This is a genomic window from Corynebacterium argentoratense DSM 44202 (assembly GCF_000590555.1).
In the GTDB taxonomy this organism is placed as follows: Bacteria; Actinomycetota; Actinomycetes; order Mycobacteriales; family Mycobacteriaceae; genus Corynebacterium; species Corynebacterium argentoratense.
This window is the reverse complement of sequence record NC_022198.1, coordinates 657,598-684,351: the sequence shown is the minus strand read 5'-3', so window position 1 is coordinate 684,351 and position 26,754 is coordinate 657,598. Positions and strand designations below refer to the sequence as shown.

The window sequence follows — 26,754 nt, the reverse complement described above, 5'->3', positions numbered from 1 at the left end:
ATGACCGAGTACCGCATCGAACACGACACTATGGGCGAAGTGAAGGTCCCCGTCGACGCCCTGTGGCGTGCACAGACCCAGCGTGCTGTTGAAAACTTCCCAATCTCCGGCCGCGGCCTAGAGTCCGCACAGATCCGCGCTATGGGCTTGCTGAAGGCCGCCTGCGCACAGGTCAACAAGGACCGTGGCCTGCTTCCCGCAGAAAAGGCCGATGCCATCATCACCGCTGCTAAGGCTGTCGCTGAGGGCAAGCACGATGCTGAATTCCCGATCGACGTGTTCCAGACCGGTTCCGGCACCTCCTCCAACATGAACACCAACGAAGTGATCGCTTCGCTGTGTGCACAGGCTGGTGTTGAGGTTCACCCCAACGATGACGTCAATATGGGTCAGTCCTCCAACGACACCTTCCCCACCGCAACCCATGTTGCTGCAACCGAGGCTGCTGTCACCGATCTGATCCCCGGCCTAAAGGTTCTCCAGACCTCCCTGGAAAACAAGGCTAAGGAGTGGGAGAACGTCGTTAAGTCCGGCCGCACCCACCTGATGGATGCTGTTCCGGTCACCCTGGGTCAGGAGTTCGCTGGCTACGCCCGCCAGATCGAGGCTGGTATTGAGCGCGTCGAGGCTACTCTGCCCCGCCTGGGTGAGCTGCCGATTGGTGGCACCGCTGTCGGCACCGGCCTGAACACCCCTGCTGATTTCGGCGCTAAGGTCGTGGCCGAGCTGGTCAACCTCACCGATGTTAAGGAGCTGCGCGAGTGTGTGAACCACTTCGAGGCTCAGGCTGCTCGTGACGGCTTGGTTGAGTTCTCCGGCGCGATGCGCACCATCGCCGTGTCCCTGAACAAGATTGCCAACGACATCCGTTGGATGGGTTCCGGTCCGCTGACCGGCCTGGGCGAGATCCACCTGCCCGACCTGCAGCCCGGCTCCTCCATCATGCCTGGCAAGGTCAACCCGGTTCTGTGCGAGACCGCTACCCAGGTCGCTGCACAGGTGATCGGTAACGATGCTGGTGTGGCTTTCGCTGGTTCCCAGGGTGCTTTCGAGCTCAACGTGTTCATCCCGATGATGGCCCGCAACGTTCTCGAGTCCGCTCGCCTGCTGGCTAACACCGCCCGTGTCTTCGCTGAGCGTCTCGTCGATGGCATCGAGCCCAACACCGAGCGTATGAAGAACCTGGCTGAGTCCTCCCCGTCCATCGTGACTCCGCTGAACTCCGCCATCGGTTACGAAAACGCCGCTAAGGTCGCTAAGACTGCTCTGAAGGAAGGCAAGACCATCCGCCAGACCGTCATCGACTTGGGCTTCGTTGATGGCGAGAAACTCACCGAGGAAGAGCTCGACAAACGCCTCGATGTGCTTGCTATGTGCAACACCGACCGCGACAAGTAGAACCATGTAGACCTACGTCGTAGTTCGACGCAGGTCGGATAGACACCAGGTGGTGGCTTCCATTTTCACGGGAAGCCACCACCTTTTTATGCCTCCTGAGGTTGTCGGGTGCTCCCGTCCAGGGCCTAGCGCAGGAATCCCAGTGCGCTGCTGCCGCCTTCAATCAAGTCGATGACTGTGCGCTCTGCGCGGTCGAGGTAATCGTGGAGGAATGCTCGGGCCTGCCTGCGGGCAGCGTCCCTAGCCTCTTCACTGGTATTGGCTGCCTGTTGTACTGCGGTAAGAACATTGGCGAGCTCACGGTTGCCGTCTATGAAAGGCCCGTGGGTGGCGGCGAGGTCTCCCCTGTGCGCAGCACTTAAAAATGCCAGTCGCGACTGGACCATGATGATCCGCATGTCCTCGCTCAGTTTGGGAATACCAGCGACATCGACCAGTGCCAGGTGTACTTCTGAGTTGCGGGTGCCCACAGCCCGCCAATCGCCTTCTGCTTGGGCATTGTACGCGGCATCGCACGCGGCAATCATCGTGTCGATGCACTGCTGTTGTTTGTCTTCGCTGGCGTAGGCGAAAGCGTCGATGGCAGCGAGTTGGACAAAGCGGCGGTAGACGTAGAGCTCTGCTGTCGCTTCCGAGTCGAAGCTGCGCAGGAACACACCTTTGTGGGGTTGATGGACAAGTAACTGCTGGCGTTGGAGGATGCGGAATGCTTCGCGCAGGGTGTTGCGAGAGACCTGGTAGTCCTGTGCACATTCTTGTTCGACGAGTTGGTCGCCGGGCTGGTAGAAACCGCTGGCTATGTCCTCGGATATTGCTGCCACTGCTTGGTTGACCGCCGAATCAGGGGTTCCGGCGGAGGAGCTACGTCGTGAGCTTGAGCCTGATGCGGGGGTAGTCATATGCACACCATAGCAAGATCTAATTGTGCTTCAGGACACAAGCCCCTATACTCAGAACAAATTTACCGAGATTGTTCAACAATCCCCCTCTATGGGGTGGAACAACTGTCAGAAAGGGCAAGCCATTGAGCGAACACTCCCCCACCCCGCCGGCAACCACACCCGGCCCAACGACCAACATCGACTCCCCCGCCGACGGCGTAAAGAAGGCCAAGGGTCCACTGCTCGGCGCTATCTTCCTTATGGCTACCTCAGCCATCGGCCCGGGCTTCCTCACCCAAACCGCCAACTTCACCGCGCAACTGGGTGCGGCCTTCGCTTTTGCGATCCTGGCATCCATCGTCATCGACATCGCCGTGCAGCTCAATGTGTGGCGGGTCATCGGCATCAGCGGTTTGCGCGCGAGCGAATTGGGCAACCGCGTCGCTCCCGGCCTGGGATGGTTTTTGACCTTGCTCGTCTGCGTCGGCGGTTTGGTGTTTAACATCGGCAATATCGCCGGCGCTGGCCTAGGAACCAACGCTTTCCTGGGCGTCGATGCGAAGGTCGGCGGCACGCTGACCGCGGGCATCGCTATCGCTTTCTTCCTGATCAAGCGCCTGGGCCTAGCGCTTGACTACCTGATTGTTGGCCTGGGTGTGCTGATGATCGGCCTGACGGTGTACGTCGCGGTCGTGTCCCAGCCGCCGGTGGGCGAGGCTCTGCGCAGCTCGGTGTTACCGGACGAGTACAACTGGTTGGCTGTGACCACCCTGGTGGGCGGCACTGTGGGTGGCTACATCACCTACGCCGGCGCGCACCGCTTGTTGGATTCCGGCCAGACCGGCCCCGAGCACGTGCGTCAGGTTAGCCGCTCGTCGGTCACTGGCATCATTTTGACGGGCATCATGCGCATCGTGCTGTTCCTGGCTGTACTGGGTGTGGTGGCAGCCGGCACGAGCGATCTGTCCGGTGACGCTAACCCTGCGGGCGCCGCGTTCCGTATTGCTGCGGGCGAGGTTGGATTCCGTTTCTTTGGCATGGTGATGTGGGCAGCAGCTTTGTCCTCGATCATTGGTGCGAGCTACACCAGCGCTTCCTTCCTGGTCAGCCAGCGTCCGGACAAGCGGTTCACGCAGAATGTCGTGGCGATCGTGTTCATCGTGATTTCCTGCGCTGCGTTCGTTGCCATCGGTACCGCCCCGAAGCAGTTGTTGGTCTTCGCCGGCGCTTTCAACGGCCTGGTTTTGCCCGTGGGCTTTACGTTGATGCTTTATGTGGCGTTGTTCCGCTCGAAGGATCTGCTCAAGGGCTACCGCTACCCGAAGTGGTTGATTACCGCCGGTTTGTTTGCCCTGGCGATTGCGTGGTTCTTGGCGGTCAAGGCTTTCCAGCCGATGTGGGCTTTGCTCAGCGCTTAAAGGTAGTTGTTCGATGGTTGATTTGAATGCGGATCTGGGCGAGCGTTTCGGCCTGTGGCCTATGGGTGATGACGCCGCGATGCTCGCTGTTGTCGACCGCGCTAATGTCGCCTGTGGTTTTCACGCCGGTGATGCTGCGACGATGATCGATACCTGCACTGAGGCTGCCCGGCGCGGCGTCATGGTGGGTGCGCATGTGGGTTATCGGGATTTGGCTGGGTTTGGCCGTCGCGATATGGCCTATGCGCCACGAGAGCTGACGGCGGAGACGCTGTATCAGATTGGCGCGCTTGAGGCGTGTGCCCGGCGCGCCGGCGCAGCTGTGTCGTATGTGAAGCCTCATGGCGCGTTGTATAACCGCATTGCCTGGGATCGCCCCCAGGCGGAGGCTGTGTTTGATGGTTTGCCGGAGGGCATGCCGATTATGTTGTTGGCGGGGTGCGAGGCCACCGAGTGGGCTCGCGAGCGCGGCATCGAAGTGATTGAGGAGGCTTTCATCGATCGCGCGTATACGGCGCAGGGGCGGTTGATGTCGCGTAGCCAGCCGGGGGCTGTGTTGCATGATCCGGAGGCCGCTGTGGCCCAGGCTGTGGCCTTTGCGCGGGGCGAATCGATTACGTCCGTGGATGGCCAGGCTGTGTCTGTGCGTGCGGATTCTTTGTGCGTGCATGGGGATAATCCTGCGGCGGTTGAGTTGGCTCGTCGTGTGGCTGAGCGTTTGGATGCGTTGGGTCTTCGATGAGGGTTCGTGCGTGTGGTGAGTCCGCGTTCATCGTCGATGTGGCAAGCAGTTGCCCGGCGGGTTCTGAAGTGTTGGATTGCGTGTTGGACCTGACGGCGCAGATTGGCGCCGCGGTGGATTCCGGCCGGGTGGCGGGGGTTGTTGATGTTGTGCCGGCTGCGGAGACGCTGCTGGTTGTCTGCGATCCTGCGCGGGTGCGCAATGTGGTCGCTTTTGTGTCTGGGTTGTCGCCGCGTGCTGCGACCCAGGCCCCCGCGACGTCATCAATAAAGGAGATCGGGGTGACCTACGATGGGCCGGATCTTCATGACGTCGCGGATAGTTTCGGCATCAGCGTGGATGCTGTGGTCCGCTGGCATCAGGATCAGGTGTGGCAGGTGGCGTTTGGGGGTTTTGCGCCGGGCTTTTTCTACCTCGTGGGGCAGGGTGAGCGTCGTGAGGTTGCGCGGCGTGAGACTCCTCGGCCGAAGATTCCTGCTGGGTCGGTGGGGTTGGCGGGTCGTTTTAGTGGTGTGTATCCGAATGCGTCGCCGGGTGGTTGGCAGTTGATTGGCCGTACGGATGCTGTGTTGTTTGATGTTGATCGCACTCCGCCGGCGTTGCTGGCCCCGGGGATGGGTGTGCGCTTTGTTGATTCTGAGGGGCGTGTCTGATGGGCCTGGATAGGTGCGAGGGCGTGGATACGTTCGAGGTTATTGCGACAGGGCCGCAGACGCTTATTCAGGATGGTGGGCGGGCTGGTTTTGCGTCTGTGGGTGTGTGCGCCTCTGGCAGCTTTGATCGTTTGTCGGCGGCGCGGGCCAACCATGCTGTGGGCAATGATCCCGACTGTGCGGTACTGGAAGTGCTGATGGGTGGGTTGGAGTTGCGGGCGTTGCGTTCCGCGATGCTGATTGTCACGGGTGTGGCGTGCTCGGTGACGGTGTTTCCTTCCAGTGGGCAGCCTGCGCGCAGGTTGTTTAGCAATAGGGTTGTTGACGTCGCGGAGGGCGACTGCATCAACATTGGGATGTTTTCTGCTGGTATGCGCGGCTATGTGGGTGTTCGTGGGGGTGTGCGCGCGGCGAAGGTGTTGGGCAGTTGCAGCACGGACGTGATGAGTGGGCTTGGGCCGGCGCCGCTGACGCAGGGCGATGTTCTGGCTGTTGGGGTGGCTGAGTCTGGCTGGCATCCTGCGTTGAGGGAGCTCACTCCCCTGTGGCGTGCGGGCCAGCGTGTTGTCGAGCTGGAGGTCATCATGGGGCCCCGGGATGGATGGTTTAGGGATCCTGCTGCGTTGTGTTCACAGACCTTTACGGTGGGTTCGGATTCGAATCGTGTGGGTGTGCGTCTTACTGCCGCGCATCCTTTAGAGCGCGTGGTTGATCAGGAGCTTGCTAGTGAGGGAACGGTACGTGGCGCCATTCAGGTTCCACCCAATGGCCATCCTGTGATTTTTGGTCCGGATCATCCCGTGACCGGTGGGTATCCGGTGATTGGTGTGTTGAGCGGTCGTTCGTCGGATAGGTGTGCTCAGTTGGCTCCGGGTGATCTGGTTCGCTTTCGCCGCAGACAGGTGCAGAACTTCACCAAGTAAATTTTTGCACCGGGTGAAAGTTTGCAGTAGGTTTACTTTTCGTGAATTCCCCCAACCTCACCCTGCGCGAAAGCAAACGCCGCGCAACCAAAGCCGCCATCGAGGAACACGCCACCCGGCTGGTCCTCGACCGCGGCTTTGATGGCGTCACCGTAGAAGACATCTGCCAAGCCGCAGAAATATCCAAACGCACCTTCTTCAACTATGTCGACAGCAAGGAAACCGCTGTCCTCGGCCCCTTGCCCACTCCCCTGAGCGAAGACGAAGTCCACGCCTTCGCGCGCGACGTACATACTCCCCTGTTGGCGTCGATCGTGGATCTCATAGTGGACGGCTTTATTGAAGGCTACGGCTACACCTGCCCCGAGGTACGCAAACGTCGCAAGCAGATCCTCACCCAACGCCCCCAACTGGGCGTGGCCCGGATGTCTCAGCTGATCGAGGCACACAAGTCCTACAAGCAGGCACTGGGCGTGTACTTCAACGCCCACCCCGACCAGCGCCAACTGGATGCCCTGAGCGTGGAAGCCGAAGCCGACACATGGATGAGCTTGGCCCGCACCTGCATCGAACTGGGCTTCCACCGCTGGGCCGAAGGCGACGACGCCTCCGATAATTCCCTCCGCCGCAGCTGCCACTTCGCACTGGCACACCTACACACGCTAATCACCAACGAACACCAAGGAGACGCCCACTGATGAGCAACGCAACTGCAGCCATCGATAAAAAGGACACCAACGAGTCGCAGACGTCGGCGCACAAACCCAACGTGGCCCTGGTGTTCACTGCCCTGATGCTCACGATGCTCATGAGCTCACTGGGGCAGATGATCTTCTCCACCGCCCTGCCCACTATCGTCGGCGACCTCGGCGGCGTCGAGCACATGACCTGGGTGATCACCGCCTTCCTTCTGGGCGAGACGATCGCCCTTCCGATTTTCGGCAAGGTGGGCGACATGATTGGCCGCAAGGGCTTGTTCATGTTTGCCGTCAGTCTGTTTATCGTGGGTTCGATCGTGGGCGGCATGGCCACCTCGATGTCGGTTCTGATTATCTGCCGCGCCCTTCAAGGTGTTGCTGGTGGCGGCATGATGATCATGTCTCAGGCGATCATTGCTGACGTCGTGCCGGCCCGTCAGCGCGGCAAGTACATGGGTGTCATGGGCTCCGTGTTCGGCGTGAGTAGTGTGTTGGGCCCCGTGCTCGGTGGTTGGTTTACTGACGGTCCCGGCTGGCGCTGGGGTATGTGGCTCAACGTGCCCTTGGGCATCATTGCCCTCACCGGCATCGCGGCATTCCTCAAATTGCCGAAGCGCAGGGCTGTTGGCGCCACCGACTGGTTGGGCATGGCCACGATGGCTATCGCCACTACGTCAATCATCTTGCTGATCACCTGGGGCGGTAATGAGTACCCGTGGGGCTCGACCCGGATCATCCTGCTGGGCATCAGTGCGGCTGTGTTTAGTGCACTGTTTGTTTTTACCGAGCTTAAAGCCTCTAACCCGATCATCCCGATGCAGCTGTTTGCGAATCGCAATTTCACGCTCACCACGATCGCTGGTCTGTTCGTCGGCATTTTCATGTTTGGTACGCTCGCCTACATCCCGACCTACTTGCAGATGGTGCATTCCATGACGCCGACCAATGCGGGCCTGATGATGATCCCCATGATGGCGGGCCTGATGGGCACCTCTATCGTGGTGGGCAACATTGTCTCCCGAACCGGCCGCTACAAGTGGTTCCCGGTCGCAGGTCTCGTGATTGTCACCATCGGCCTGGCGCTCCTGTCTCAACTTGAGGCTAGTTCCAGCCTGGTCCACGTCGGGATGTGCTTGTTCGTGTTCGGTTTCGGTTTGGGCGCTGCGATGCAGATCCTGGTGCTCATCGTCCAAAACTCCTTCCCGATCGCGATGGTCGGCACCGCTACTGCAGCCAATAACTTCTTCCGCCAGATCGGCAGCGCGGTGGGGTCGGCGTTTGTTGGTGGCGTGTTTGTTTCTAACTTGACCCAGCGTTTGAGCGAAAACGTGCCGGCCGCGCTGAAGACCATGGGGCCCGACGCCGCACAGTTTAGCGATTTGATGAGCCACGGGAAATCCAGCTTGACCCCCGGAATTGTTGCTTCATTGCCCGAACCCCTGTCTCAGGCTATCGATATTTCCTACAACGATGCACTGACTCCGGTATTCCTCATGTTGGTTCCGCTGTCGATCGTGGCGGTCATCTTGTTGATGTTCGTCCGGGAGGATTCTCTCAAGGAGACAATCTCCTAAGCACCCCTAGGGCTGCGCCGACATTGTCCTCCTACCGCCGAGAACTACGGGAGAATTCTTCCCACGTGGGTGCCCGGAGTTCGAAGGTGGCATGCCCAATTTCAAGGCCCATTTCATAAATTTTTTGAACCTGGGGGAAGTCTTGTTGCCGCAGCGGGCGGATGGTGAAGTCAGCCATGGGGGCAAGTCTAACTAACGTGAATATAGATGTAGGCACCAGCTCTACCCGAGGTGGGAAAGGCTGGTGCCTACAGTGCCATGTGGGACAGGCACACTAGCGGTGACTGCCCAAGGGGCTACTTAGCTGACAGTTGCAGAGAAGGTGCCCTGATGGTCACTCAACCAGGAGATGCTGCCGTTGCTGAACTCCTGGGTCCAGCCGTTGTCGACACGCTGCTCATCAGAGGTGGGCAGGCCGACGGGGGCATCCAGGCCACCTTCGCTCATCCAGGTTTCAGCGATCATGCCCTGGACGATGTGTGCGCCGGTGTCCTTGGAGTAGACGATCTTCTGGCCGCCCTCGGTTTCAACGATGGCTTCCTTGCCTTCGTTGCGGTCGGTGACAGAGGTGATGGCACCCAGGTGGCCCTTAGCGCCGCCCATCTTCTCCCACAGTGCCTTAGCCTGTGCGGGGATCTTGACGGTTGCACCCTGTGCGTCGGTGACCTCAGCCATACCTTCGAGGGCGTCGGCGGCCTTATCGCCAGCGGCTTCGCCGGCTTCCTTGGCCTTGTCAGCGCCTTCCTTAGCCTTGTCGGCAGCGCCGTCGGCGCCGTCCTTGGCTGCCGAGGTGGCGGCTTCAGCTGCGGAGGTTGCGGAGTCCTTCACCTTGGTTGCATCGTCGCTGGAGCAAGCAACTGCGCCGAGGGACAATGCGACCACAGCAGCTGCGGCAACGAGACGAGTGTTCATGTGATACCAACTTCCTCTTAAAAGAAAACCTACACGGCTACGGTAGCACTTCGGCAGCCCGAAAAGCACACCACACGGCACATTATTACCTCTGGTTGGGGCTATTTTTTCTACGACGTGCGCCACCTTTACCCTTTAAAGAAGCTTTGCCTTTCCTCATGTTTTTGGCTTTTGATCCCTGTGCTTTTCTCTTCTTCGCCCCCGAGGCACCCCTGCCCTGTGCGCTCCTTGAAGCACCCTTGTTCCCTGCATCCTTGGCCATCCGCGAGCTCGATTGCTTCCTCCCGCGGGCAATGCCCACAAAGTCTTGCACCATGTCGCAGTCGTCGTCTTTAAACCACACCAAAGCGACGGGTGTGGCGACAGAGCCCGCATAGTCCGCATGCACAGTGCCCGAAACGTTGAGCCGACGCAGCAGCGGGCGCGGCGCAATCACCTGCCCGACGTTTGCCGCCACCACATCCAATTGCGCTTTGACCTCCCCCACTGGAACCGGGCCGTGTCCTTCGAACAAAACCCCCGCGGCGTCACCAAGCTCATCCAAGTCTTCGGGGGTGATGGTGCTAAGCAAGCTGAGCTCGTGGTCTTTGGGCACCGCCACACCCGGGGCCTCCTCGTATAAACGCACCACGTGCATGTCGTCGGTGATGCGCTCATCGGGCAAACGCACCAACCCCACAGTCACCGCCCCATCATTAACGACGTCGCGGGGGTCAAGCAGCACAGCTAAAGGATCCGCAGACTCGTGAGCGTCCAAACGATAGTCAGTGCGTTCGCTGAACCTCTCCATCCACTTTCCCGGAGCGGTACCGGTGACATAGAAAAAATTGAGCTTCAGCCTGGCGTCCATGGGCATTCATGCTACCGTGAGTGCGTGAATAACCTGATGAAGCCACGGACCGCAGCGAAGAAACTGGGCATCTACCTGCCCGCCTCCCCTGAGGAATTTCAAGCGACCGGCCTCAGCCACGAGCAGTTCATCGAATTGCAAGCCAACCCGCCCGAGTGGCTGTCCGAACTGCGCCGCACCGGGCCGCACCCCCGCCCCGTCGTAGCGCAAAAACTCGGCATCACCATCGCCGCGCTCAAACGCAACGACATGGACAAGCCCCTAACCACCGCTGACATCAAAGCCCTACTGGAAGATCAGCCCGAATGGCTACGCACTGCCCGCACCCAATTGGCCGAGCAGCGCGAAGAAAACGCCAAGAATAAGGACGCTTAAACCATCTTCCACTCTTCGAGGCCCTCGTAGAGGGGGTACTGCTCGGCCAGCGCACTCACGCGGGCGCGCAGCGACGCAACATCGGCATTCTTACCGGCTGCCAGTGCGGTGCCGATGATGTCTGCAACCTCGGTGAACGCGGCGTCATCAAAACCACGGGTAGCCAACGCCGGGGTACCGATACGCAGACCAGAAGTCACCATCGGGGGACGGGGGTCGTTCGGCACAGCATTGCGGTTGACGGTGATGCCAACCTCGTGCAGCAGATCCTCGGCCTCCTGGCCATTCATCTCAGAATTACGCAGGTCAGCCAAGACCAAGTGCACGTCAGTGCCACCGGTGAGTACGTCCACACCAGCCGCAGCACAATCAGCGGCAGTCAAACGCTCAGCCAAAATAGCAGCACCATCCAGGGTGCGCTGCTGACGAGCCTTGAACTCCTCCGTCGCAGCGATCTTCATGGCAATAGCCTTCGCAGCCACAGCATGCATCAAAGGACCACCCTGCTGGCCCGGGAACACAGCAGAGTTCAACGCCTTGGCGTAGTCCTGCTTAGCCAAAATCATGCCGGAGCGCGGGCCGCCCAGAGTCTTGTGAACGGTAGTCGACACGACGTCAGCATGCGGAACCGGAGAGGGGTGCAGACCCGCAGCAACCAAACCAGCGAAGTGAGCCATATCCACCCACAGCTTCGCCCCAACCTCATCCGCGATCGAACGGAACGCGGCGAAATCAACGTGGCGGGGGTAGGCAGACCAGCCGGCGATCAGCACCTGGGGGCGTTCCTTCAACGCCTGCTCGCGCACGGCGTCCATGTCCAAACGCATGGTCTCGGGGTCGACACCATAGGCAGCAACCTCGTACAGCTTGCCGGAGAAGTTCAGCTTCATGCCGTGGGTCAAGTGCCCACCATGAGCCAAAGACAGACCCATGATCTTGTCGCCCGGGTTGGCCAAAGCCATCAAAACCGCAGCGTTCGCCTGCGCACCAGCGTGCGGCTGAACGTTGGCATACTCCGCACCGAAGACAGCCTTCGCGCGGTCACGCGCCAGGTCCTCAACCACGTCAACGTACTCACAACCGCCGTAGTAACGACGCCCCGGGTACCCCTCGGCATACTTATTGGTCAAAACCGAACCCTGAGCCTGCAGCACAGCGCGCGGAACAAAGTTTTCAGAAGCGATCATCTCAAGGGTGTCGCGCTGGCGGGAAAGCTCCCCAGCAATAGCGGCAGCAACCTCAGGATCAAGTTCGTGCAACGGTTGGTAACGGACGTCAGACGCGGTCATAAAGAACCTCTCGACTAGTTCAGTGGGTCGTACGCAATCATAACCCTAAGCAGCAAACAAACTACCCCCTGTAGACCAACAACACCGCTATCTTTGGCACAATGAGCTACATGGCTCGCCACGCTGACACCAGCCCCTATCTCGACTTCGACCGCAGCACCTGGCACAGCCTGCGCCAACACATGCCGCAGGTGCTCACAGAGCAGGAAGTCGACGAACTTCGAGGCATGGGCGAAAACATCGACCTCCAAGAAGTCGAAGTAGTCTACCTGCCACTCAGCCGTCTCATCCACCTCCAGGTAGCAGCGCGCCAACAATTAACCCGCGCGACGTCAACATTCCTCGGTTCCAAACCTCACCACGTGCCCTTCATCATCGGCATCGCGGGATCTGTCGCCGTCGGCAAATCCACCACTGCCCGCTTGCTCCAAGTACTTCTGCAGCGCTGGGAATCCCACCCACGCGTTGACCTAGTCACCACCGACGGGTTCCTCTACCCCACCGACGAACTCAAGCGCCGGGGCATCCTCAACCGCAAAGGCTTCCCCGAATCCTACGACCAACGTGCCCTGCTGCGTTTCGTCACCGACGTCAAAGCCGGCCGCAGCCACTGCACCGCCCCTGTCTACTCCCACACCCGCTACGACCGAGTCCCCGGAGAATTCATCACCGTCTCCCAGCCGGACATCTTGATCCTCGAAGGCCTCAACGTGCTACAAACCGGGCCGACGCTAATGGTCAGTGACTTGTTTGACTTCTCCATCTACGTCGACGCGAAGACCCAAGACATCGAACAGTGGTACATCGAGCGCTTCCTCGAACTGCGCCACACATCCTTCCGAGCCCCCGGCGCGCACTTCAAGTACTACGCGAACCTAAGCGATGCCCAAGCGACAGCCCAGGCACGCGAAATCTGGCAATCAGTCAACCTGCCCAACCTTGTGGAAAACATCGCCCCCACCAAAGTGCGAGCCTCACTCATCATGCAAAAAGGTGACGATCACTTGGTGCGCCGTGTGCGCATGCGCAAGGTTTAACAGCCGGCGGCTCGACTAGCGGCCAAACCTACGAGTTCGGGACGCGTAAGAACGTAACGCACGCAAAAAATCCACCCGCCTGAACGCCGGCCAATAGGTATCGGTAAACCAAATCTCCGAATACGCCGCCTGCCACAGCAAGAAACCCGACAGACGCTGCTCCCCAGACGTACGAATCACCAAATCCGGGTCAGGCTGGCCCGAGGTGTACAGGTGCTCGCTGATCGATTCAATAGTGATGCTGTCGGCCAGTTCAGAGGTCGTCACACCAGCAGCAGCCTGCTCCAGCAACAGTTTGCGCGCGGCGTCAACAATTTCTTGACGCCCACCGTAGCCAACCGCAACATTCACGCACACGCCCGTGTGGTCTTTGGTGGCTTCCTCCGCACGCTTAAGACGCGAGCGAAGCTCGTCCGGCAACAAGTCCAGATGCCCCACCATGCGCACGCTGCAATTGGTGTCGGACTCCGAAAGCTCGTCGACAACATCGCCGATGATGTCGAACAGCAGCTCCAGTTCTGACTCTTCGCGCGCCAGATTCTCGGTGCTCAACAGGTAGACAGTGACCAGTTCGATGTCGGTGTCTTGGCACCAGCGAACCATCTCGCCGATCTTTTTCGCCCCGACCCGGTGGCCGTGGCTAACATCTGCGAACCCAGCCTCCCGAGCCCAGCGGCGATTACCATCGCACATGATGGCCACATGCCGAGGCTGCGGCTTAGACTTCAGCTGCCGCTGGAGCCGCCACTCGTACAAGGGATAGAGCAGGGTTCTCATGATCAGATCAAGCGCTCTTTGTTCACGTCAGCCAGACCGGCCTCGGCCATGGCTTTGTCCAGCGCCTCGGTATCGAAAATGTCAATCCCGTGGGCCTCAGCGAACGCGCGGCGGCGTGCCATGCGCTTCAGGCGACGATTGAGCGCCCACCCCAGGTACAGCACGATGGCCAGCAGCACCACAATGAGGAACAACCCCACCGGTGAGGCCTTACCGAATTCTGAACCCAACGGCCTCGAGGGCTCTGCCTGGGCGAGGATATCCATCAACAACATGTCTTAGACTCTAGCTTTCGTCTTCGATGCCCGCGAACAGGTCGGTTTCCATGCCGGCATCCGGCAGGCGGGTAACACCCTCAAAACCGGGGACGTCGATGCGTGTGCGCGCCAGTTCAAACTCCTCCGTGGGCCACAGTCTGCGCTGCACATCCAATGACGTCGCGAAGAAGGTGCCGGCAGGATCAATCTGCGTCGCATGCGCACGCAGCGCATCGTCACGCTGCTCGAAAAAGTTCGCGACGTCAACCTGTGTAGTCACTCGCGACATGATGTCACCGCGCAGCGACTTCCAACGACCCAAGATCTCTTGGTAGGGCCTGGGCTGCCCAAGGCGCTCAGATTCCGCGTCAAATAATTCCAAGCGCTGCCTGATAAACCCGTGGGTGTAGTACATCTTCAAAGGAGCCCACGCTCCACCCAACTCGGGGGCGTACTCAGGGTCGGCACATGCGTCCCACGCCAACATGGATACCTCATGAACCTTCAGATGATCCGGATGCGGGTAGCCACCATTCTCGTCATAGGTGATGATCACGTGTGGCCGGAAAGTACGCAGCACTCCGACGAGGCGTCGCACAACCTCGTCGTTGTCCTGAAGAGCAAAGCAGCCTTCGGGCAGCGGCGGCAGCGGGTCGCCGGAGGGCAACCCTGAATCCTCGTAGCCCAACCACATGTGCTCAACACCCAAAATCGCAGCGGCCTGAGCCATCTCTGTACGACGGATAGCGGCGATGTCGTCAGCGGTGGTGTCCTCTGCCAGCAGTGCGGGGTTGAGGATGTCACCGCGTTCGCCACCGGTACACGTCACCACCATCACCCGGTTGCCCTCCGAAACATAGCGGGCCATAGTGGCGGCACCCTTGCTGGACTCATCGTCGGGGTGGGCGTGGATTGCGAGCAGTCGAAGACCTTGGTTCATAGTCACCCGATTTATCTTAGAAGCAACAGGGCTAAGATGTAGCCATGCGCGAGAACAAACGCACCAGTCGCTACAACGTCCCTGGCACACAGCCCAACCTATCGGGCAAACTCGTTGCCATCGCAGCGGTACTCATCGCCATAGCGATCATCATCGTCGCCGTGCAGTATTTCCAGCGCCAACGCGCCACCACTGTCTCCGCCACCCAGGCCGGCATCGAACGAGTCGACGACCACACCCTCCGCTCCACGGTGGATATCACTCGTAAGAACCCCGATGCCCCAGCGTATTGCATCGTCACCGCACTAAATTACAACAAAGCTGAGGTGGGCCGGCGGGAAGTCCTCGTTCCCGCCGGTGGAGCGAAAACCCAGCCAGTAACCGTCGATATCCCCACCAATGACGAGCCCGTCGCAGGTACTGTTTACGGCTGCTCAGACGTCATCCCCGACTACCTACAGTAGGGGCTCCGATATAGCGGGTATAACCCTGCGCCCGCGTGATAGGGTTTCCTTTATGGCTGAGAATCAGAAGCAGTACATCACACCGGAAACCAAGCAGAAGCTCGAAAACGAGCTCAATGCACTTATTGCTCACCGCCCCGTCGTCGCCGCCGAAATTAACGAGCGCCGCGAAGAAGGTGACCTGAAGGAAAACGCAGGCTACGATGCCGCCCGCGAAATGCAGGACCAAGAAGAGGCCCGCATCAAGCAAATCTCGGAGATCCTCGCCAACTCCACCACCGAGCGTTCCTCCATCGAAGAGGGCGTCGCTGTGGTTGGTTCCGTCGTGCACGTGTACTACAATGGCGACAAGGATCAGAAGGAAACCTTCCTGATCGGTACCCGCGCTGCTGCCTCTGACAACAAGGACCTCGAAACTTACTCCGAGCATGCACCGCTCGGCGCCGCTGTTTTGGGTGCACGCGAAGGCGAAACCCGCGAGTACACCGCCCCCAACGGCAACACCATTTCCGTCACCATTATTTCCGCAGAGCCCTACGACTCCCAGAAGTACGCCACTCTGCGTGAAAGCAAGTAAAAAACAATAGTTAACAGTAGCTCTAGAACTCACAGGAGTTAGTCCATGAAGCGCATCTCCATTACCGGTGTGGCCCTCGTTGCTGGCACCCTCGCACTCGCAGCATGCACCCCGCCCAACGAAAACCCCAGCGATGTTCGCGTCGACACCGCTACCGCCGTAGAGGCTCCCTCCACCACCGCTAAGGCCGCTGAAAGCACCGATGAAGCTCAGCCTGCTGCCGCAGCCAAGGACGGCAAGGACGCCGCTACTCCGACCTACCGTGGTCTGTGCGCTGCTGACAAGGGCGAGCGCAAGCCGAAGACCCTTTCCTTGGCATGTGCGGACAACAATGATGAGCTCGTGAACATCAAGTGGAATTCCTGGACCGATACTGAGGCTACTGGTACTGCAACTCGACGCATCAACGAGTGCATCCCGAATTGCGCCGATGGCAAATTCGTCGAGTCCCAGGTCGAGGTGGCATTGGTCAACCCCGCGAACTTGGGCACCTCCCCCGACGTTGAATTCACCACTCTGATGGTTGATGGTCAGCCTTTCGCCTCCTAAGCGATACACCGCATAAAGGCTTGAAGCCGCCGGCGCACTTGTTAGGAGTGCCGGCGGCTTCAACTTTTTAGTGCAACCCAAGCCCCCACTGGACCACTTTCGATTAGTCCGGATGGGTCTGGGAATTCAAACCCCGCTTATAGCGCGGGATTGCACCCCTTGCTCGCCAGCCATGGTTCCGGCCTTTCTACTAGGCAGTCTCTTGGGAGTGATTGTAGACGAGACATGGGTGACGAGAAGCCAAAATTTGTGTACGCTTGCGCTCCACCAAGCCGTGCCAGCGCCTGCCAGCGGATGCCGGCGCCTGCCTACCGATGCCGCCGTGTCGATCAAGGTGTGAAAGGTGCTGTAGCCAAACATCGCGTCGGGGATCGAACCTGGCGCTAGACACAACAAGGTGTTTACTCGACGGGCGCTGCTAGTTGTTCTGCAAGTTCAATGCATACCGCGTACATGGAATCATCATCATCGACGGGCTCAATATTTTTTAGTCGGTCTGCTAGATCTGCAGGGGTGTTCAGCCCATGTTGTTCTGCGTATCCGAACATGTCGCCGATGGTTTCAAAAGGGGCTTCGGCACATTCCCCAGCGATTTTGCGGAGTTGTCGATTTTCCCCATCTGGATCCCACAGATTCTTTAATTCAAACACCACATCAACCGCTGCATTGAAATGCGTAATGTAGTCGCTTTGTGCTGTTGCCATCATTGCCTCCTTACTTGTTGTCGTCTGGCGGGGAAGCTGCCAGCCTATATGATAGGCCGGTACCAGTGCGGCAGTACACCAGCACAAACCTGTGTCTGCACGGAAAACGTGCACTCCACCGAGCCGTGCCGGTGCCTGCCCTGGGAGTGCCGTGGCATCGAGGAATATGGCTGCGAATCAGGCAAAGAAAAGGCCCCTACCATCGTTTTTGGTAGGGGCTCACGCGTGCCCCCAGTCGGACTCGAACCGACACTGAATGGATTTTAAGTCCACTGCCTCTGCCAATTGGGCTATAGGGGCTGGCTGTTTAAAAGCCAATAAAACAGTCTAGACCATAACAGTGGCCAACCAAACAGCCCTGCACAGATACCCACGAACCACCCTGTTGGAACTTTTCGCAACGTTTGTTCGTTGTAAAGGGTGTACATCAATTCCAGGTCACTACTCGTGGCGTGGATCCTTTGAAAGGACACCTGACAACGTGCGAAGCAGCAATCCTGTTTTTAAAGACTTAACTGCCAACGGAGGCGCTCCGCAGCAGTACGGAAACCCCTACGGCAACCCCTATGGTGCGGGTGCTGGATTCGGCCAGCAGAACCCGTACCAGCAGTCTCCTTTCGGCGCTGGTGTTGGGCAGCAGCCCGGCTTCCCCGGTGCCGTCGCTCCAGCTGAGCGCGCCATGACTGTCGATGACGTCATTTCCAAAACCGGCATCACCCTCGGTGTCATCATTGCGGTGGCGATCGTTAACTTCTTCATCGGCACTGTCGCCCCCGGGCTTGCCATGGGCCTTGCCCTGATTGGCGCCATCGGTGGCCTGATTACCGTTTTGGTGAGCACGTTCGGCAAGAAGTACGGCTCCGCAGCTGTCACCTTGACCTACGCAGTTTTTGAGGGTTTGCTGGTCGGCGGCATCTCTTACATGTTCGCTTCCATGACTGTCAGCTCTGTTAGCGCAGGCGTCCTCATCGGTCAGGCAGTGCTCGGCACCTTGGGTGTTTTTGCGGGCATGCTCTACGTTTACAAGACCGGTGCTGTGAAGGTCACCCCGAAGTTCACCCGTTTGCTGATGGGCGGCTTCATCGGTGTGCTGGTGCTTATGCTGGGTAATTTTGTTGGCAGCTTCTTCGGCTTCAACGTTTTGCGTGATGGTGGCCCGCTGTCGATCGTGTTCTCACTGGTGTGCATCGGCCTTGCGGCTATGAGCTTCCTTCAGGACTTCGACAATGCCGACAAGCTCGTTCGCGCTGGCGCACCCGCCAAGATGGCCTGGGGTGTTGCACTCGGCCTGGCTGTGACTCTGGTGTGGCTCTACACCGAGATCCTGCGTCTGCTCAGCTACTTCAACAACCGCTAGTAGCGTCACAGACTAAAACCCCGGCCCGTGGTCGGCACCGTGTGTGCCCCACAGACTGGGGTTTTACTTATGCCCTGGCGCGTGATTCCCCTACCCCTCGAGGTGTAGCTGCTCGCTCAAGCCAAAAACGATCCCGTCCAGGATGTCTTTTTCAGAAATCACAAACGATGACGCCGCCCCATCGGTTGCGGCTTGTGCTTCGTCCATGATGGCATCGACGACAATGCAGCCGCCGCCGATCACATCCGCCCGGCCTTCGTGTACCACCGGCTGTGCCGCACGCTGTGCGGCCGTCTGGCGCAGCAGCTGGGCAGTCAGCACGCGCAACGCGTCGAATTCCAGGGTGGAGTTGTGGATCGCCCGCTCGTCATATTCCTCCAAGCCGAGAGCCAGGGCGGACAGTGTGGTGAATGTGCCGGCGCAACCAACAAAGGTGGCGGCCTTCCTCAAGGGAACCGTTTGGCGCACTTCGGCGACCTTCTCTGCGGCAAAGGCGCGCGCGGCGTCAATCTCTGGCTCTGCGGGAGGGTCAGTGTGTAGGATTCGTTCGCTGAGGCGCACGCATCCAATCTGAGCAGAGTGACTGCCTAAGATTTCCGACTCTGTGCCGACGATAAATTCGGTGCTGCCACCACCCAAGTCGATAACACAGAAAGGCCCCTTGTCCGCCGGCAGATCAGCGATAGCACCCCGGAAGGACAATTCGGCTTCCTCAGTACCGGTAATCACCTCGGCACGCGCCCCCGGCACAACCCGGCTAAGGATCTGCTCCGTCATACGGAAAAACTCATGCCGGTTGGACGCATCGCGGGTCGCGGAGGTAGCAACCATCCGAACAGCCGTGACTCTTTCGGCGACCATGGTGTCCGCATAACGCTCCAAGGCGGTGCGTACGCGCCCCAAGGCGGCGTCAGAAAATTTGCCGCTGGCGTCGACGCCCTCGCCCAATCGGACGATCGTCATCTCCCTGCGGATCTGCACGATGTCGGAGGGCTTAGGCCCACGGATTTCGCTGATCAACAGGCGGATGGAGTTGGTACCGCAGTCGACTGCGGCGACCCTGGGTGCACTCGTGGCCATCAGCTGCCCCTTTTTTTTCTCTAGTCTTCAAACAGGCTGGTGTCGATGCCAAGTTCGGCAGCGGTCGGCCAATCGGCGGGAATAGCACTGCCGCGCAGATCGGGATTCTCAGCGGCCAGTGCCACGGCCTCGGTGCCCAAACGGACACGTTCAGGGCCTTCAGCCAACGCATACGCAATGAGTACGTGCAGGCACTTCACCCGATCGGGCATACCCCCGCCGGAGAAATCCGTGCCGAGGTCTTCCATTTCATTGCGCACAGCCAAGAAATGCTCGTGCGCCGCCTGATAATCCGCAGCCAATTCTGCGTCCGAAGCCAAACGCGACGTCATCCATTTCATCACCTGTGCGACCTCCAGGCGGGAGGCCTCTGCAGTCAGGCGGGGATCCGTCAAGTAGTACAGCGTCGGGAAGGGAGTACCGTCATCCAGGCGCGGGCGGGTCTTAACTACACCGGGAACACCATCCGGGCTGCGGTAAGAAATTTCAACGACGCCGCGGGGCTGCCTGCCAAGCTGTTCGGCAACGGTCGCGAGGTCCTGGGGATCGACGTGGGAAGTGTCAGGCATGGGGCTTATTGTCCCAGTGCCGAGCCCCTGTCTGCAACTGCGTCATCCGCACCTGCGACCTGCCCCCACAATTGCTCAAACCAGGGGTCGTGTTTTTCACTCGAAGGGTCACGGCCCTGAGTCGTGTGTTCGCGCTTCATCTCGGGGTCGATGATGCGGTACGCGCTCTCCCCCGGCTGGATTACGCCGAGCCTGTTGCGCGCTTCCTCGCGAATGTAGTCTTCCGATTGATAGCGCTCAATCTCCGCGATGAGCTGCTGCTTTTCTTCCTGCTTGGATTCAATAGCTTGCTGGGCGGTCACAATCGCGTGGCGTTGCTGAAAGTAATTACGCAGAGGCAAAGCGGTGGCAAGCAACATGAGGATCAACACCGCAGCGACAACGAAGATCTCCTTCGGCCCAATCTTAAACGCCGGCCTAGGAGCGCGAATTTTCGGCTGCACCCCAGTGACCTCACGGCGCGCGACAGGTACCGAACTACGGTTGGAGCGCCGCTTCGATGAGGTGTGTGTCCGCCCTGTGGTGGGCCGCTGCTGTAAATCCATGATGCCAACCATCCTAGAAGCATTGGGGGCAGCACAGCGGAAGGCCCGCCCGCGACATTCATCACGGACGGGCCTTGAAGCTGCTAGACGCTAGCTACACCGGCTTACTTGAAGCGGGGGAATGCAGAGCGACCAGCGTAGACAGCGGCGTCACCGAGAAGCTGCTCGATGCGCAGCAGCTGGTTGTACTTAGCGACGCGCTCGGAACGGGCCGGAGCACCGGTCTTGATCTGACCACAGTTCAAAGCAACTGCGAGGTCAGCGATGGTGGTGTCCTCGGTCTCGCCAGAGCGGTGGGACATCATGCAGCGGTAGCCGTTGCGGTGAGCCATCTCAACAGCGTCGAAGGTCTCGGTCAGGGTACCGATCTGGTTGACCTTGACCAACAGAGCGTTGGCGGCCTTCTTCTCGATGCCTTCTGCAAGGCGGGCGGGGTTGGTGACGAAGAAGTCGTCGCCGACGATCTGCACCTTGTCGCCGATCTCGGCGGTCAGGTGGGTGTAGCCCTCCCAGTCGTCTTCCTGCAGCGGGTCTTCGATGGAAACGATCGGGTATTCCTCGATCAGCTTCTTGTAGACCTCGGTCATCTCGGCAGCGGTGTGCTCGCCACCTTCGAAGTTGTAGACACCCTTGTCCTTGTCGAAGAACTCGGAGGAAGCAACGTCCAGTGCGAGGGCGACATCTTCGCCGGGGGTGAAGCCGGCCTTGTTGATAGCTTCGACGATCAGGTCGAGAGCTGCCTTGGTGGAATCAACGGAGGGAGCAAAGCCACCCTCGTCGCCGAGACCGGTGGACAGGCCCTTAGCCTTAATGACGGCCTTGAGGTTGTGGTAGACCTCGGCGCCCATGCGCAGTGCTTCTGCGAAGGTGGGGGCACCGATCGGTGCGATCATGAACTCCTGGACGTCAACGCCGGAGTCAGCGTGTGCGCCACCGTTGACGATGTTCATCATCGGAACGGGAAGGAGGTGAGCGTTGGGGCCGCCGACGTAACGGAACAGCTCCAGGCCAGCGGACTCAGCTGCAGCCTTCGCGGTGGCGATGGAAGCGCCGAGGATAGCGTTAGCACCCAGGCGGGACTTGTTGGGGGTGCCATCCAGGTCGATCATGGCCTTGTCGACAAGGCGCTGGTCATCAGCTTCGAGGCCAGCGAGGGCGTCGGCGATTTCTTCGTTGAGGTTCTCGACGGCCTTCAAGACACCCTTGCCTTGGTAGCGGTCGCCGCCGTCACGCAGCTCGTGAGCCTCGTGCACACCGGTGGATGCGCCGGAGGGAACGCCTGCAACACCGTGAGCACCGTCCTCGAGGAAGACCTCGCATTCGACGGTGGGGTTGCCGCGTGAATCCATGATCTCGCGAGCAAAAACGTGCATGATTTCAGCCACTTGTGGCCTCCTTGATCGTTGTGTAAACCTTCTTGTTCAATTGTTGCACGAATCCTTTGATCGTGATGCCCACCCAGCACAGAAAACCACACAATCGGACACCACTACTGGGGTTTTGATGCAGCTCGAGGCACCAACCGTCCAAAAATGTGGCCTTTCACACCTTTCGACTGTGTGCCCCCGCTGCACACCAGCGCCCTCGCTCGGCGCCGCACCCCCAGAATCCACCCATTGCACGCCACACACTGCGCTACTCTGCGCCACACTGTGTTTTAAGCAGGGGGGTCTTAAGCAGGGGGCTGCCCCATCGCATAAGCATTAGCAGCGTTGCGCACCTTGATCACATAGTCATCAGAATTGTTGTAGGCCCGCACCGCACTCACCCACCCCTCCGGTGTCGCCAGATCACGCTCCGACGCGCACAACAATGTAGCCGCCGAGATCGCGGCGTCATCAATCTGTTGAGGATTTTTGACGCCATCCCCATCCGCATCGCGGCCATACAACGCCCACGAACCAGGAATAAACTGCATCGGGCCCACCGCGCGATCATAAGTGGAATCGGTGTCAATCTCGCCACGGTCGGTGTCTTTGATCTCCGCGAAACCACGAGTCCCATCCAACACGGGGCCCACAATCGGCGGCGTCGCTACCCCATCAGCATCCAACTTGCCGCCACCAAACACACGACCGGAATACGTCCCGTGGCGCGTCTCCACGTAGCCGATCCCAGCCAACGTCGTCCACCGAAGATGACAACCAGGCGTGGCCGCATCAATAATCGCCGTCGCATTCGCATACGCATTCAACGCCTGCACCGAAATGCCCGTCTCTTCCGACAACGGCTGCGACCAATCGGTGAACTGCTGGGCAGTACGCCCGGGGCCATTGATATCGACCGAAGGCAAAGCAGCGCCCGCAGCCGGAGGCACATCATCCGGAACAGGCTCAAGGTGGCGAATCGGATTAACCCCACGCCCAATCACGACAAGCCAACCAGCCAAGACCAACAGCAACAATGGAACAACCACCAACGCCACTGCTGCCGCGCACCCTCTTGACCTCATAGGGGCACATCATACTGCGCCGAACGCTCCGCCACACTGTCACCTCCTCCCCCACAAGTGCCTACTGTGACCGAGCGCGCAGAACACAGGCTTGACATATCGGTTAAGCTAGGTGCCACCAACCCTGACCAACAGCAGATAAGGATAATCTGTATGTCTCGCTTTACCCGTGCCAGCCTGGCACTCGCCGCAATGACTGTCGCCGGCACGATGGCAACAGCACCTGCACAGGCCGCATCCGCTTCGGTGACCACCTACCTGATGGGCAACGGCACCATCTCCACCGTCACCTGCCCGGACCTCAAGAGCTTCCTGACCGACAACGAGATCGACACCAAGGACAAGAAGTACGACACCCGCGCCGAGCTCTACAAGGCTCTGGACAAGAAGTCCACCACCCTGGGTATCAACCTGGGTGTCGCAAATGTCACCGCCAACCAGATTGACGGGCTGTCCGACCGGGCAGTGCAGTGCAAGTTCGTCCACGACGACTCCAACGACTTCCCCACCCTGTCCTCCAAGGACAGTGTCCAGGGCAAGATCTTCGGCCCCCTGCTGGAGATCCTGAAGGTCATCAAGCCGCTGCTTGACCAGATCACCCGCCTGATCAACGCCACCAACCTCCTGGCTGGCTAAGCTTTCGACATTCGGAAGCTTCATCCGCAGTGCCCGCGCACTGCCTGAGCGTGTAGTCCACGCCGCCCCATCACTTCTGGGGTGGGTGGGTTACACGCTTTTTGCTTTATTCCACAGTCGTTGCTGCTCGGCCTCCGGCACTATCTCGGTTGTGCCGTCAAACAGGTAGGGTGCGCGCGCACGCATTTTGTTGTTGAAGGATTCCGCGACGTCATTAAACGTGAAGGCTTCGCGCCGGCGGGCGATCTCTGCATGGAAAAGCACCTGCAGCAAAATGTCGCCGAGTTCGTCGCACATGTCGCTATCGTCAAAGTAGCTGCGTCGGGTTTCTGCTGCGCGCACGGCTTGGGCGAACTCTTGTGTTTCCTCTTCCAGGTAGGGGATGAGGCTCGCGTGGGTTTGTTTCTGCTCCCACTCCCCTATATCGAGGGCACGGCTGATGGTCTCCTGCGCCTGCTCAATGGGGGTTTGTTGGATTGATGACGCCGCGGTGATGGCGCGCGACGGACACACGATGACGTGACTGTCGGCGGCTGTCGCCTCCGCGAACAATGCGCTCGAATCATCGGTGGTGACAAGCAGCTGGGCATCACTGACATCGCACACGGTAGTGGCACCGAGGTCGGCGATCGCCCAACGCACCCTGATGGGGACTTCATCGGTGTAGGCGACTGTGCTGGTAGTGCCGGTGATAAATGCTAGGGCTTCGATAGGGATCTGGTTGGGACAGCGGGGGTCGAGCAACAGCACGGGCATGCGAGTGATCTTAGACCCTCCACATGTGGGATCGTCGATAGCCCCTTTTCGCGGGTATTCGCACGGGTACTGTGGGCTTGTGCGCTGCATGACATTAGTCATACCGAGTTGACCACTGTTTCCTATAGCAACGGTATAAGTACCGGATACGACTCTGTGCGTTCGCAGACTGCCGAGGAGGCAGATCACAGATGCACAAAAATGTGATGGAGAGACTTTCTGAACGTGGTAGCCATAGCCTATTCTTTGATTGGAGCAGAACAGGCTAGCCTGCTTCACCACAGATAAGGAACCATTTACATGTTTGTAGCTAACGCACTCATCGGTTTACGCGAGGGCCTCGAAGCGTCGATGATCGTCATGATCCTCGTCGCCTTCCTGGTTAAAGGAGACCGTCGACAGCAGTTGAAGTGGGTATGGCTCGGCGTAGCAGCCGCACTCGCCACGACGACTGCCGTGTTTGTCATCATCCAATTCGGCACCAAGACACTGACCAGCACGGGCCAGGAACTAGTAGGCGGCATCGCATCACTGATTGCTGTCGGCTTGGTTACCTGGTTGTTGCTGTGGATGCGCACCGCTAGTGCCACTATATCGGCTGAGCTGCAAGGAAAACTGGATAAGGCGGTCGCTATCGGCCCCTTCGCTGTCGTACTGGTTGCGTTTACCGCAGTCGTACGCGAAGGCATCGAGACCGCCCTATTGGTGTTTGATTCTTTCACCGGCGGCACCCTCGCAACTCCCTTCTTGGGGTTGATGACGGGCATCGTTGCCTCTGTTGTTCTTGCCATGCTGATGTACCGCGGCGCTATTCGCATCAACCTGAGTGTCTTTTTCCGGGTGACCGGAATTTTGCTGATTGTCGTCGCCGCAGGCATCCTGCGCTACGGCATTACTGATCTCCAGGAAGCCGGCGTTGTGCCGGGTCTTGGAAACCTCGCTTTTGATATTTCCCACGTGTTGGTGCCCGGCACTCCCGTCGCCACACTGGTTGAAGGCATCTTCAACCTGGTGCCAGCCCCAACGACTGCATCAATGATCGGGTGGGTCATCTACCTGATTGTTGCTTTGGCGCTGTTCCTGCGCCCGGTTGCACCCCCTAAGGCTGTTTCGACTTCAGCCCCCCACGCCGGTGAACACCACCGTGTAACGTAAGCACTATAAACAATTCTTAGGAGAACTCCAGTGCGCAAGTCCATTTCTCTTCTTGCCTTGGCCACCATGCCTTTGGCTCTGGCTGCGTGTGCAGATAAGGCTGATGAAGCCTCCACCACCACCTTCACCGTGAAGGCCAACGATTCTGCTTGTGAAGTCAGCGGCGATTCCGCCGAGACCGGCACCTCCGTTTTCGAGGTCACCAACGACGGCAGCAAGACCACCGAGTTTTATGTCTACACCTCCGGCGGCCGCGTGGTCGGCGAGGTCGAAAACATTGGTCCCGGCAGCACCCGCAAGTTGACTGTCCAGATCACCGATCCGGGCGACTACACCTTGACCTGTAAGCCCGGCATGGTCGGCGAAGGTATTTCCCAGCAACTGAAGGTCACTGGCGAATCCAAGTCCGCCACTGAGGGTGACGCAGTGCTGACTGAGGCCGTCGACGGCTACGTCGCCTACGTCCGCTCCCAGGTCGGCAGCTTGAAGGAGCAAACCTCCGAGTTCGTCGGCGCTATCGAAAAGGGCGATGTGGAGGCTGCCAAGGCACTGTTCCCGATTGCCCGCACCCCCTACGAGCGCATCGAGCCCGTCGCCGAGTCCTTCCCCGACGATCTCGATCCCCGCATCGACCGGCGTGAGGCTGATCTCGAGGACGGCCAGACCGTTGACGACTGGTCCGGCTTCCACAAGATCGAAAAGGACTTGTGGGTCGGCGGCGCCATCACTGAGGAAACCAAGCAGACTGCTCGCCAGCTGTACAAGGACGTCGAGGAGCTCGACGAGGGCGTGAACTCCCCGGATTACAAGATCACCCCCGCCCAGATCGCAGGTGGCGCCCAGGAGCTTCTGGACGAAATCACCACCAGCAAGATCACCGGCGAAGAGGACATCTTCTCCGGCACTGACCTCTACGATTTCCAGGCCAACCTTGATGGCTCCAAGGCTGCTATTGCCTCCCTCGAGAAGGCTATCAACGAGCGCGATGCCGACCTGCTCAAGGAGATCAACAAGCGCTTCGACAATGTTCAGAAGCTGCTTGATCGCTACCGCGAGGGCGACGGTTTCGTCGACTACAACAAGGTCACTGAGCCTGAGCGCAAGGAGCTGGCAACGGCTATCGACGCGCTGACCGAGAAGGTCGCCAAGGTTCAGCAAGTCGTCGCTAACTGATAGATGAGGGTCG

Annotated in this window: 30 protein-coding genes, 1 tRNA gene and 1 pseudogene; 16 read left to right on the top strand and 16 right to left on the bottom strand. The window is 59.3% G+C overall.

The window, feature by feature from the left end:
• Nucleotides 1-1,398 carry a class II fumarate hydratase gene (locus CARG_RS03410; RefSeq protein ID WP_020975999.1) on the top strand — a complete coding sequence of 466 codons (1,398 nt, stop codon included), beginning with the start codon at nt 1-3 and terminating at the stop codon, nt 1,396-1,398.
• A gap of 125 nt (nt 1,399-1,523) precedes the next feature.
• On the opposite strand, the gene CARG_RS09595 is transcribed toward CARG_RS03410, so the two are convergent.
• The gene (locus CARG_RS09595) at nt 1,524-2,297 is read right to left on the bottom strand and encodes a GntR family transcriptional regulator (RefSeq protein WP_020975998.1); all 774 of its coding nucleotides are present in this window, start codon (nt 2,295-2,297) and stop codon (nt 1,524-1,526) included.
• A 125-nt stretch (nt 2,298-2,422) separates the two neighbouring features.
• On the opposite strand from CARG_RS09595, the gene CARG_RS03400 reads away from it, so the two are divergent.
• The 6 genes from CARG_RS03400 to CARG_RS03375 are packed head-to-tail and all read left to right on the top strand — an operon-like array spanning nt 2,423 to nt 8,287.
• Nucleotides 2,423-3,697 carry an NRAMP family divalent metal transporter gene (locus CARG_RS03400; protein WP_020975997.1) on the top strand — a complete coding sequence of 425 codons (1,275 nt, stop codon included), beginning with the start codon at nt 2,423-2,425 and terminating at the stop codon, nt 3,695-3,697.
• A gap of 13 nt (nt 3,698-3,710) precedes the next feature.
• Nucleotides 3,711-4,439, top strand: a complete 729-nt coding sequence (locus CARG_RS03395; RefSeq protein WP_020975996.1) for a 5-oxoprolinase subunit PxpA — start codon at nt 3,711-3,713, stop codon at nt 4,437-4,439.
• Entirely contained in the window at nt 4,436-5,092 is a 657-nt protein-coding gene (locus tag CARG_RS03390; RefSeq protein WP_020975995.1) for a 5-oxoprolinase subunit B family protein, read from the top strand. The genes CARG_RS03395 and CARG_RS03390 overlap by 4 nt, the downstream gene beginning before the upstream one ends.
• 23 nt (nt 5,093-5,115) lie before the next feature.
• A complete protein-coding gene (locus tag CARG_RS03385) occupies nt 5,116-6,015 on the top strand; it encodes a 5-oxoprolinase subunit C family protein (protein ID WP_236620160.1) in 900 nt (299 codons plus the stop codon).
• A 41-nt stretch (nt 6,016-6,056) separates the two neighbouring features.
• A complete protein-coding gene (locus tag CARG_RS03380) occupies nt 6,057-6,713 on the top strand; it encodes a TetR family transcriptional regulator (protein WP_020975993.1) in 657 nt (218 codons plus the stop codon).
• Entirely contained in the window at nt 6,713-8,287 is a 1,575-nt protein-coding gene (locus CARG_RS03375) for an MDR family MFS transporter (RefSeq protein ID WP_020975992.1), read from the top strand. The genes CARG_RS03380 and CARG_RS03375 overlap by 1 nt, the downstream gene beginning before the upstream one ends.
• A 43-nt stretch (nt 8,288-8,330) precedes the next feature.
• Here CARG_RS03375 and CARG_RS10200 read toward each other — a convergent pair.
• From CARG_RS10200 to CARG_RS03365, 3 genes and pseudogenes are all read right to left on the bottom strand, one after another.
• Nucleotides 8,331-8,465, bottom strand: a pseudogene (locus CARG_RS10200) (GNAT family N-acetyltransferase); the annotation flags it as partial.
• 122 nt (nt 8,466-8,587) lie between these two features.
• Nucleotides 8,588-9,199, bottom strand: coding sequence for an LGFP repeat-containing protein (locus tag CARG_RS03370; protein WP_020975990.1), 612 nt, complete (start codon nt 9,197-9,199; stop codon nt 8,588-8,590).
• Nucleotides 9,200-9,284: 85 nt separating this feature from the next.
• Complete coding sequence (locus tag CARG_RS03365; RefSeq protein ID WP_020975989.1) at nt 9,285-10,049, bottom strand: LysR family transcriptional regulator substrate-binding protein; 765 nt, start codon at nt 10,047-10,049, stop codon at nt 9,285-9,287.
• A gap of 36 nt (nt 10,050-10,085) precedes the next feature.
• On the opposite strand from CARG_RS03365, the gene CARG_RS03360 reads away from it, so the two are divergent.
• Entirely contained in the window at nt 10,086-10,424 is a 339-nt protein-coding gene (locus CARG_RS03360; protein ID WP_020975988.1) for a DUF5997 family protein, read from the top strand.
• On the opposite strand, the gene glyA is transcribed toward CARG_RS03360, so the two are convergent.
• On the bottom strand, nt 10,421-11,713 hold the full coding sequence (glyA, locus tag CARG_RS03355) for a serine hydroxymethyltransferase (protein WP_020975987.1): 1,293 nt from the start codon (nt 11,711-11,713) through the stop codon (nt 10,421-10,423). The genes CARG_RS03360 and glyA overlap by 4 nt on opposite strands.
• Before the next feature lie 110 nt (nt 11,714-11,823).
• Between glyA and coaA the strand changes: the two genes are divergently transcribed.
• Nucleotides 11,824-12,750 carry a type I pantothenate kinase gene (gene coaA, locus CARG_RS03350; RefSeq protein ID WP_020975986.1) on the top strand — a complete coding sequence of 309 codons (927 nt, stop codon included), beginning with the start codon at nt 11,824-11,826 and terminating at the stop codon, nt 12,748-12,750.
• 15 nt (nt 12,751-12,765) lie between these two features.
• Here coaA and CARG_RS03345 read toward each other — a convergent pair whose 3' ends face one another.
• Genes CARG_RS03345 through mca form a run of 3 tightly spaced genes read right to left on the bottom strand, consistent with a single transcriptional unit; the run spans nt 12,766 to nt 14,724 of the window.
• On the bottom strand, nt 12,766-13,527 hold the full coding sequence (locus CARG_RS03345; protein WP_020975985.1) for an isoprenyl transferase: 762 nt from the start codon (nt 13,525-13,527) through the stop codon (nt 12,766-12,768).
• A 2-nt stretch (nt 13,528-13,529) separates the two neighbouring features.
• Complete coding sequence (locus tag CARG_RS03340; RefSeq protein ID WP_020975984.1) at nt 13,530-13,802, bottom strand: hypothetical protein; 273 nt, start codon at nt 13,800-13,802, stop codon at nt 13,530-13,532.
• A gap of 10 nt (nt 13,803-13,812) precedes the next feature.
• Nucleotides 13,813-14,724 carry a mycothiol conjugate amidase Mca gene (gene mca, locus CARG_RS03335; RefSeq protein WP_020975983.1) on the bottom strand — a complete coding sequence of 304 codons (912 nt, stop codon included), beginning with the start codon at nt 14,722-14,724 and terminating at the stop codon, nt 13,813-13,815.
• Nucleotides 14,725-14,768: 44 nt separating this feature from the next.
• Between mca and CARG_RS03330 the strand changes: the two genes are divergently transcribed.
• Genes CARG_RS03330 through CARG_RS03320 form a run of 3 tightly spaced genes read left to right on the top strand, consistent with a single transcriptional unit; the run spans nt 14,769 to nt 16,314 of the window.
• Nucleotides 14,769-15,188, top strand: a complete 420-nt coding sequence (locus tag CARG_RS03330; RefSeq protein ID WP_020975982.1) for a DUF4307 domain-containing protein — start codon at nt 14,769-14,771, stop codon at nt 15,186-15,188.
• Nucleotides 15,189-15,240: 52 nt separating this feature from the next.
• On the top strand, nt 15,241-15,765 hold the full coding sequence (gene greA / locus CARG_RS03325; protein ID WP_020975981.1) for a transcription elongation factor GreA: 525 nt from the start codon (nt 15,241-15,243) through the stop codon (nt 15,763-15,765).
• A 45-nt stretch (nt 15,766-15,810) separates the two neighbouring features.
• Nucleotides 15,811-16,314, top strand: coding sequence for a hypothetical protein (locus CARG_RS03320; protein WP_020975980.1), 504 nt, complete (start codon nt 15,811-15,813; stop codon nt 16,312-16,314).
• Nucleotides 16,315-16,715: 401 nt separating this feature from the next.
• Here the strand turns inward: CARG_RS03320 and CARG_RS03315 are convergent, their stop codons facing one another.
• Both CARG_RS03315 and CARG_RS03310 read right to left on the bottom strand, forming a co-directional pair.
• On the bottom strand, nt 16,716-17,018 hold the full coding sequence (locus tag CARG_RS03315; protein ID WP_020975979.1) for a hypothetical protein: 303 nt from the start codon (nt 17,016-17,018) through the stop codon (nt 16,716-16,718).
• A 226-nt stretch (nt 17,019-17,244) separates the two neighbouring features.
• A tRNA-Leu gene (locus CARG_RS03310) sits at nt 17,245-17,318 on the bottom strand.
• 181 nt (nt 17,319-17,499) lie between these two features.
• Between CARG_RS03310 and CARG_RS03305 the strand changes: the two genes are divergently transcribed.
• Nucleotides 17,500-18,375, top strand: a complete 876-nt coding sequence (locus CARG_RS03305) for a Bax inhibitor-1/YccA family protein (RefSeq protein ID WP_020975978.1) — start codon at nt 17,500-17,502, stop codon at nt 18,373-18,375.
• A 90-nt stretch (nt 18,376-18,465) separates the two neighbouring features.
• On the opposite strand, the gene CARG_RS03300 is transcribed toward CARG_RS03305, so the two are convergent.
• From CARG_RS03300 to CARG_RS03280, 5 genes are all read right to left on the bottom strand, one after another.
• Nucleotides 18,466-19,455, bottom strand: a complete 990-nt coding sequence (locus tag CARG_RS03300) for a Ppx/GppA phosphatase family protein (RefSeq protein WP_020975977.1) — start codon at nt 19,453-19,455, stop codon at nt 18,466-18,468.
• Between the two features lie 20 nt (nt 19,456-19,475).
• Complete coding sequence (locus CARG_RS03295; RefSeq protein ID WP_020975976.1) at nt 19,476-20,024, bottom strand: DUF501 domain-containing protein; 549 nt, start codon at nt 20,022-20,024, stop codon at nt 19,476-19,478.
• A 5-nt stretch (nt 20,025-20,029) separates the two neighbouring features.
• Nucleotides 20,030-20,569 (bottom strand): FtsB family cell division protein, encoded by a 540-nt coding sequence (locus tag CARG_RS09590; protein WP_020975975.1) that lies wholly within the window; start codon nt 20,567-20,569, stop codon nt 20,030-20,032.
• Nucleotides 20,570-20,673: 104 nt separating this feature from the next.
• Nucleotides 20,674-21,954, bottom strand: coding sequence for a phosphopyruvate hydratase (eno, locus tag CARG_RS03285; protein WP_020975974.1), 1,281 nt, complete (start codon nt 21,952-21,954; stop codon nt 20,674-20,676).
• Between the two features lie 287 nt (nt 21,955-22,241).
• Nucleotides 22,242-23,021 (bottom strand): lytic transglycosylase domain-containing protein, encoded by a 780-nt coding sequence (locus tag CARG_RS03280; protein WP_041746943.1) that lies wholly within the window; start codon nt 23,019-23,021, stop codon nt 22,242-22,244.
• 153 nt (nt 23,022-23,174) lie between these two features.
• Here CARG_RS03280 and CARG_RS03275 point away from each other — a divergent pair, with 153 nt between their 5' ends.
• Nucleotides 23,175-23,657, top strand: coding sequence for a hypothetical protein (locus CARG_RS03275; protein WP_020975971.1), 483 nt, complete (start codon nt 23,175-23,177; stop codon nt 23,655-23,657).
• 90 nt (nt 23,658-23,747) lie between these two features.
• Here CARG_RS03275 and CARG_RS03270 read toward each other — a convergent pair whose 3' ends face one another.
• Nucleotides 23,748-24,413, bottom strand: a complete 666-nt coding sequence (locus CARG_RS03270; RefSeq protein ID WP_020975970.1) for a MazG nucleotide pyrophosphohydrolase domain-containing protein — start codon at nt 24,411-24,413, stop codon at nt 23,748-23,750.
• Nucleotides 24,414-24,713: 300 nt separating this feature from the next.
• Here CARG_RS03270 and efeU point away from each other — a divergent pair, with 300 nt between their 5' ends.
• Nucleotides 24,714-25,568 carry an iron uptake transporter permease EfeU gene (gene efeU, locus CARG_RS03265; RefSeq protein WP_020975969.1) on the top strand — a complete coding sequence of 285 codons (855 nt, stop codon included), beginning with the start codon at nt 24,714-24,716 and terminating at the stop codon, nt 25,566-25,568.
• A gap of 66 nt (nt 25,569-25,634) precedes the next feature.
• Nucleotides 25,635-26,741: an iron uptake system protein EfeO gene (gene efeO, locus CARG_RS03260; RefSeq protein WP_046204473.1), complete on the top strand. Its 1,107-nt coding sequence runs from the start codon at nt 25,635-25,637 to the stop codon at nt 26,739-26,741.
• Nucleotides 26,742-26,754: the final 13 nt, after the last annotated feature.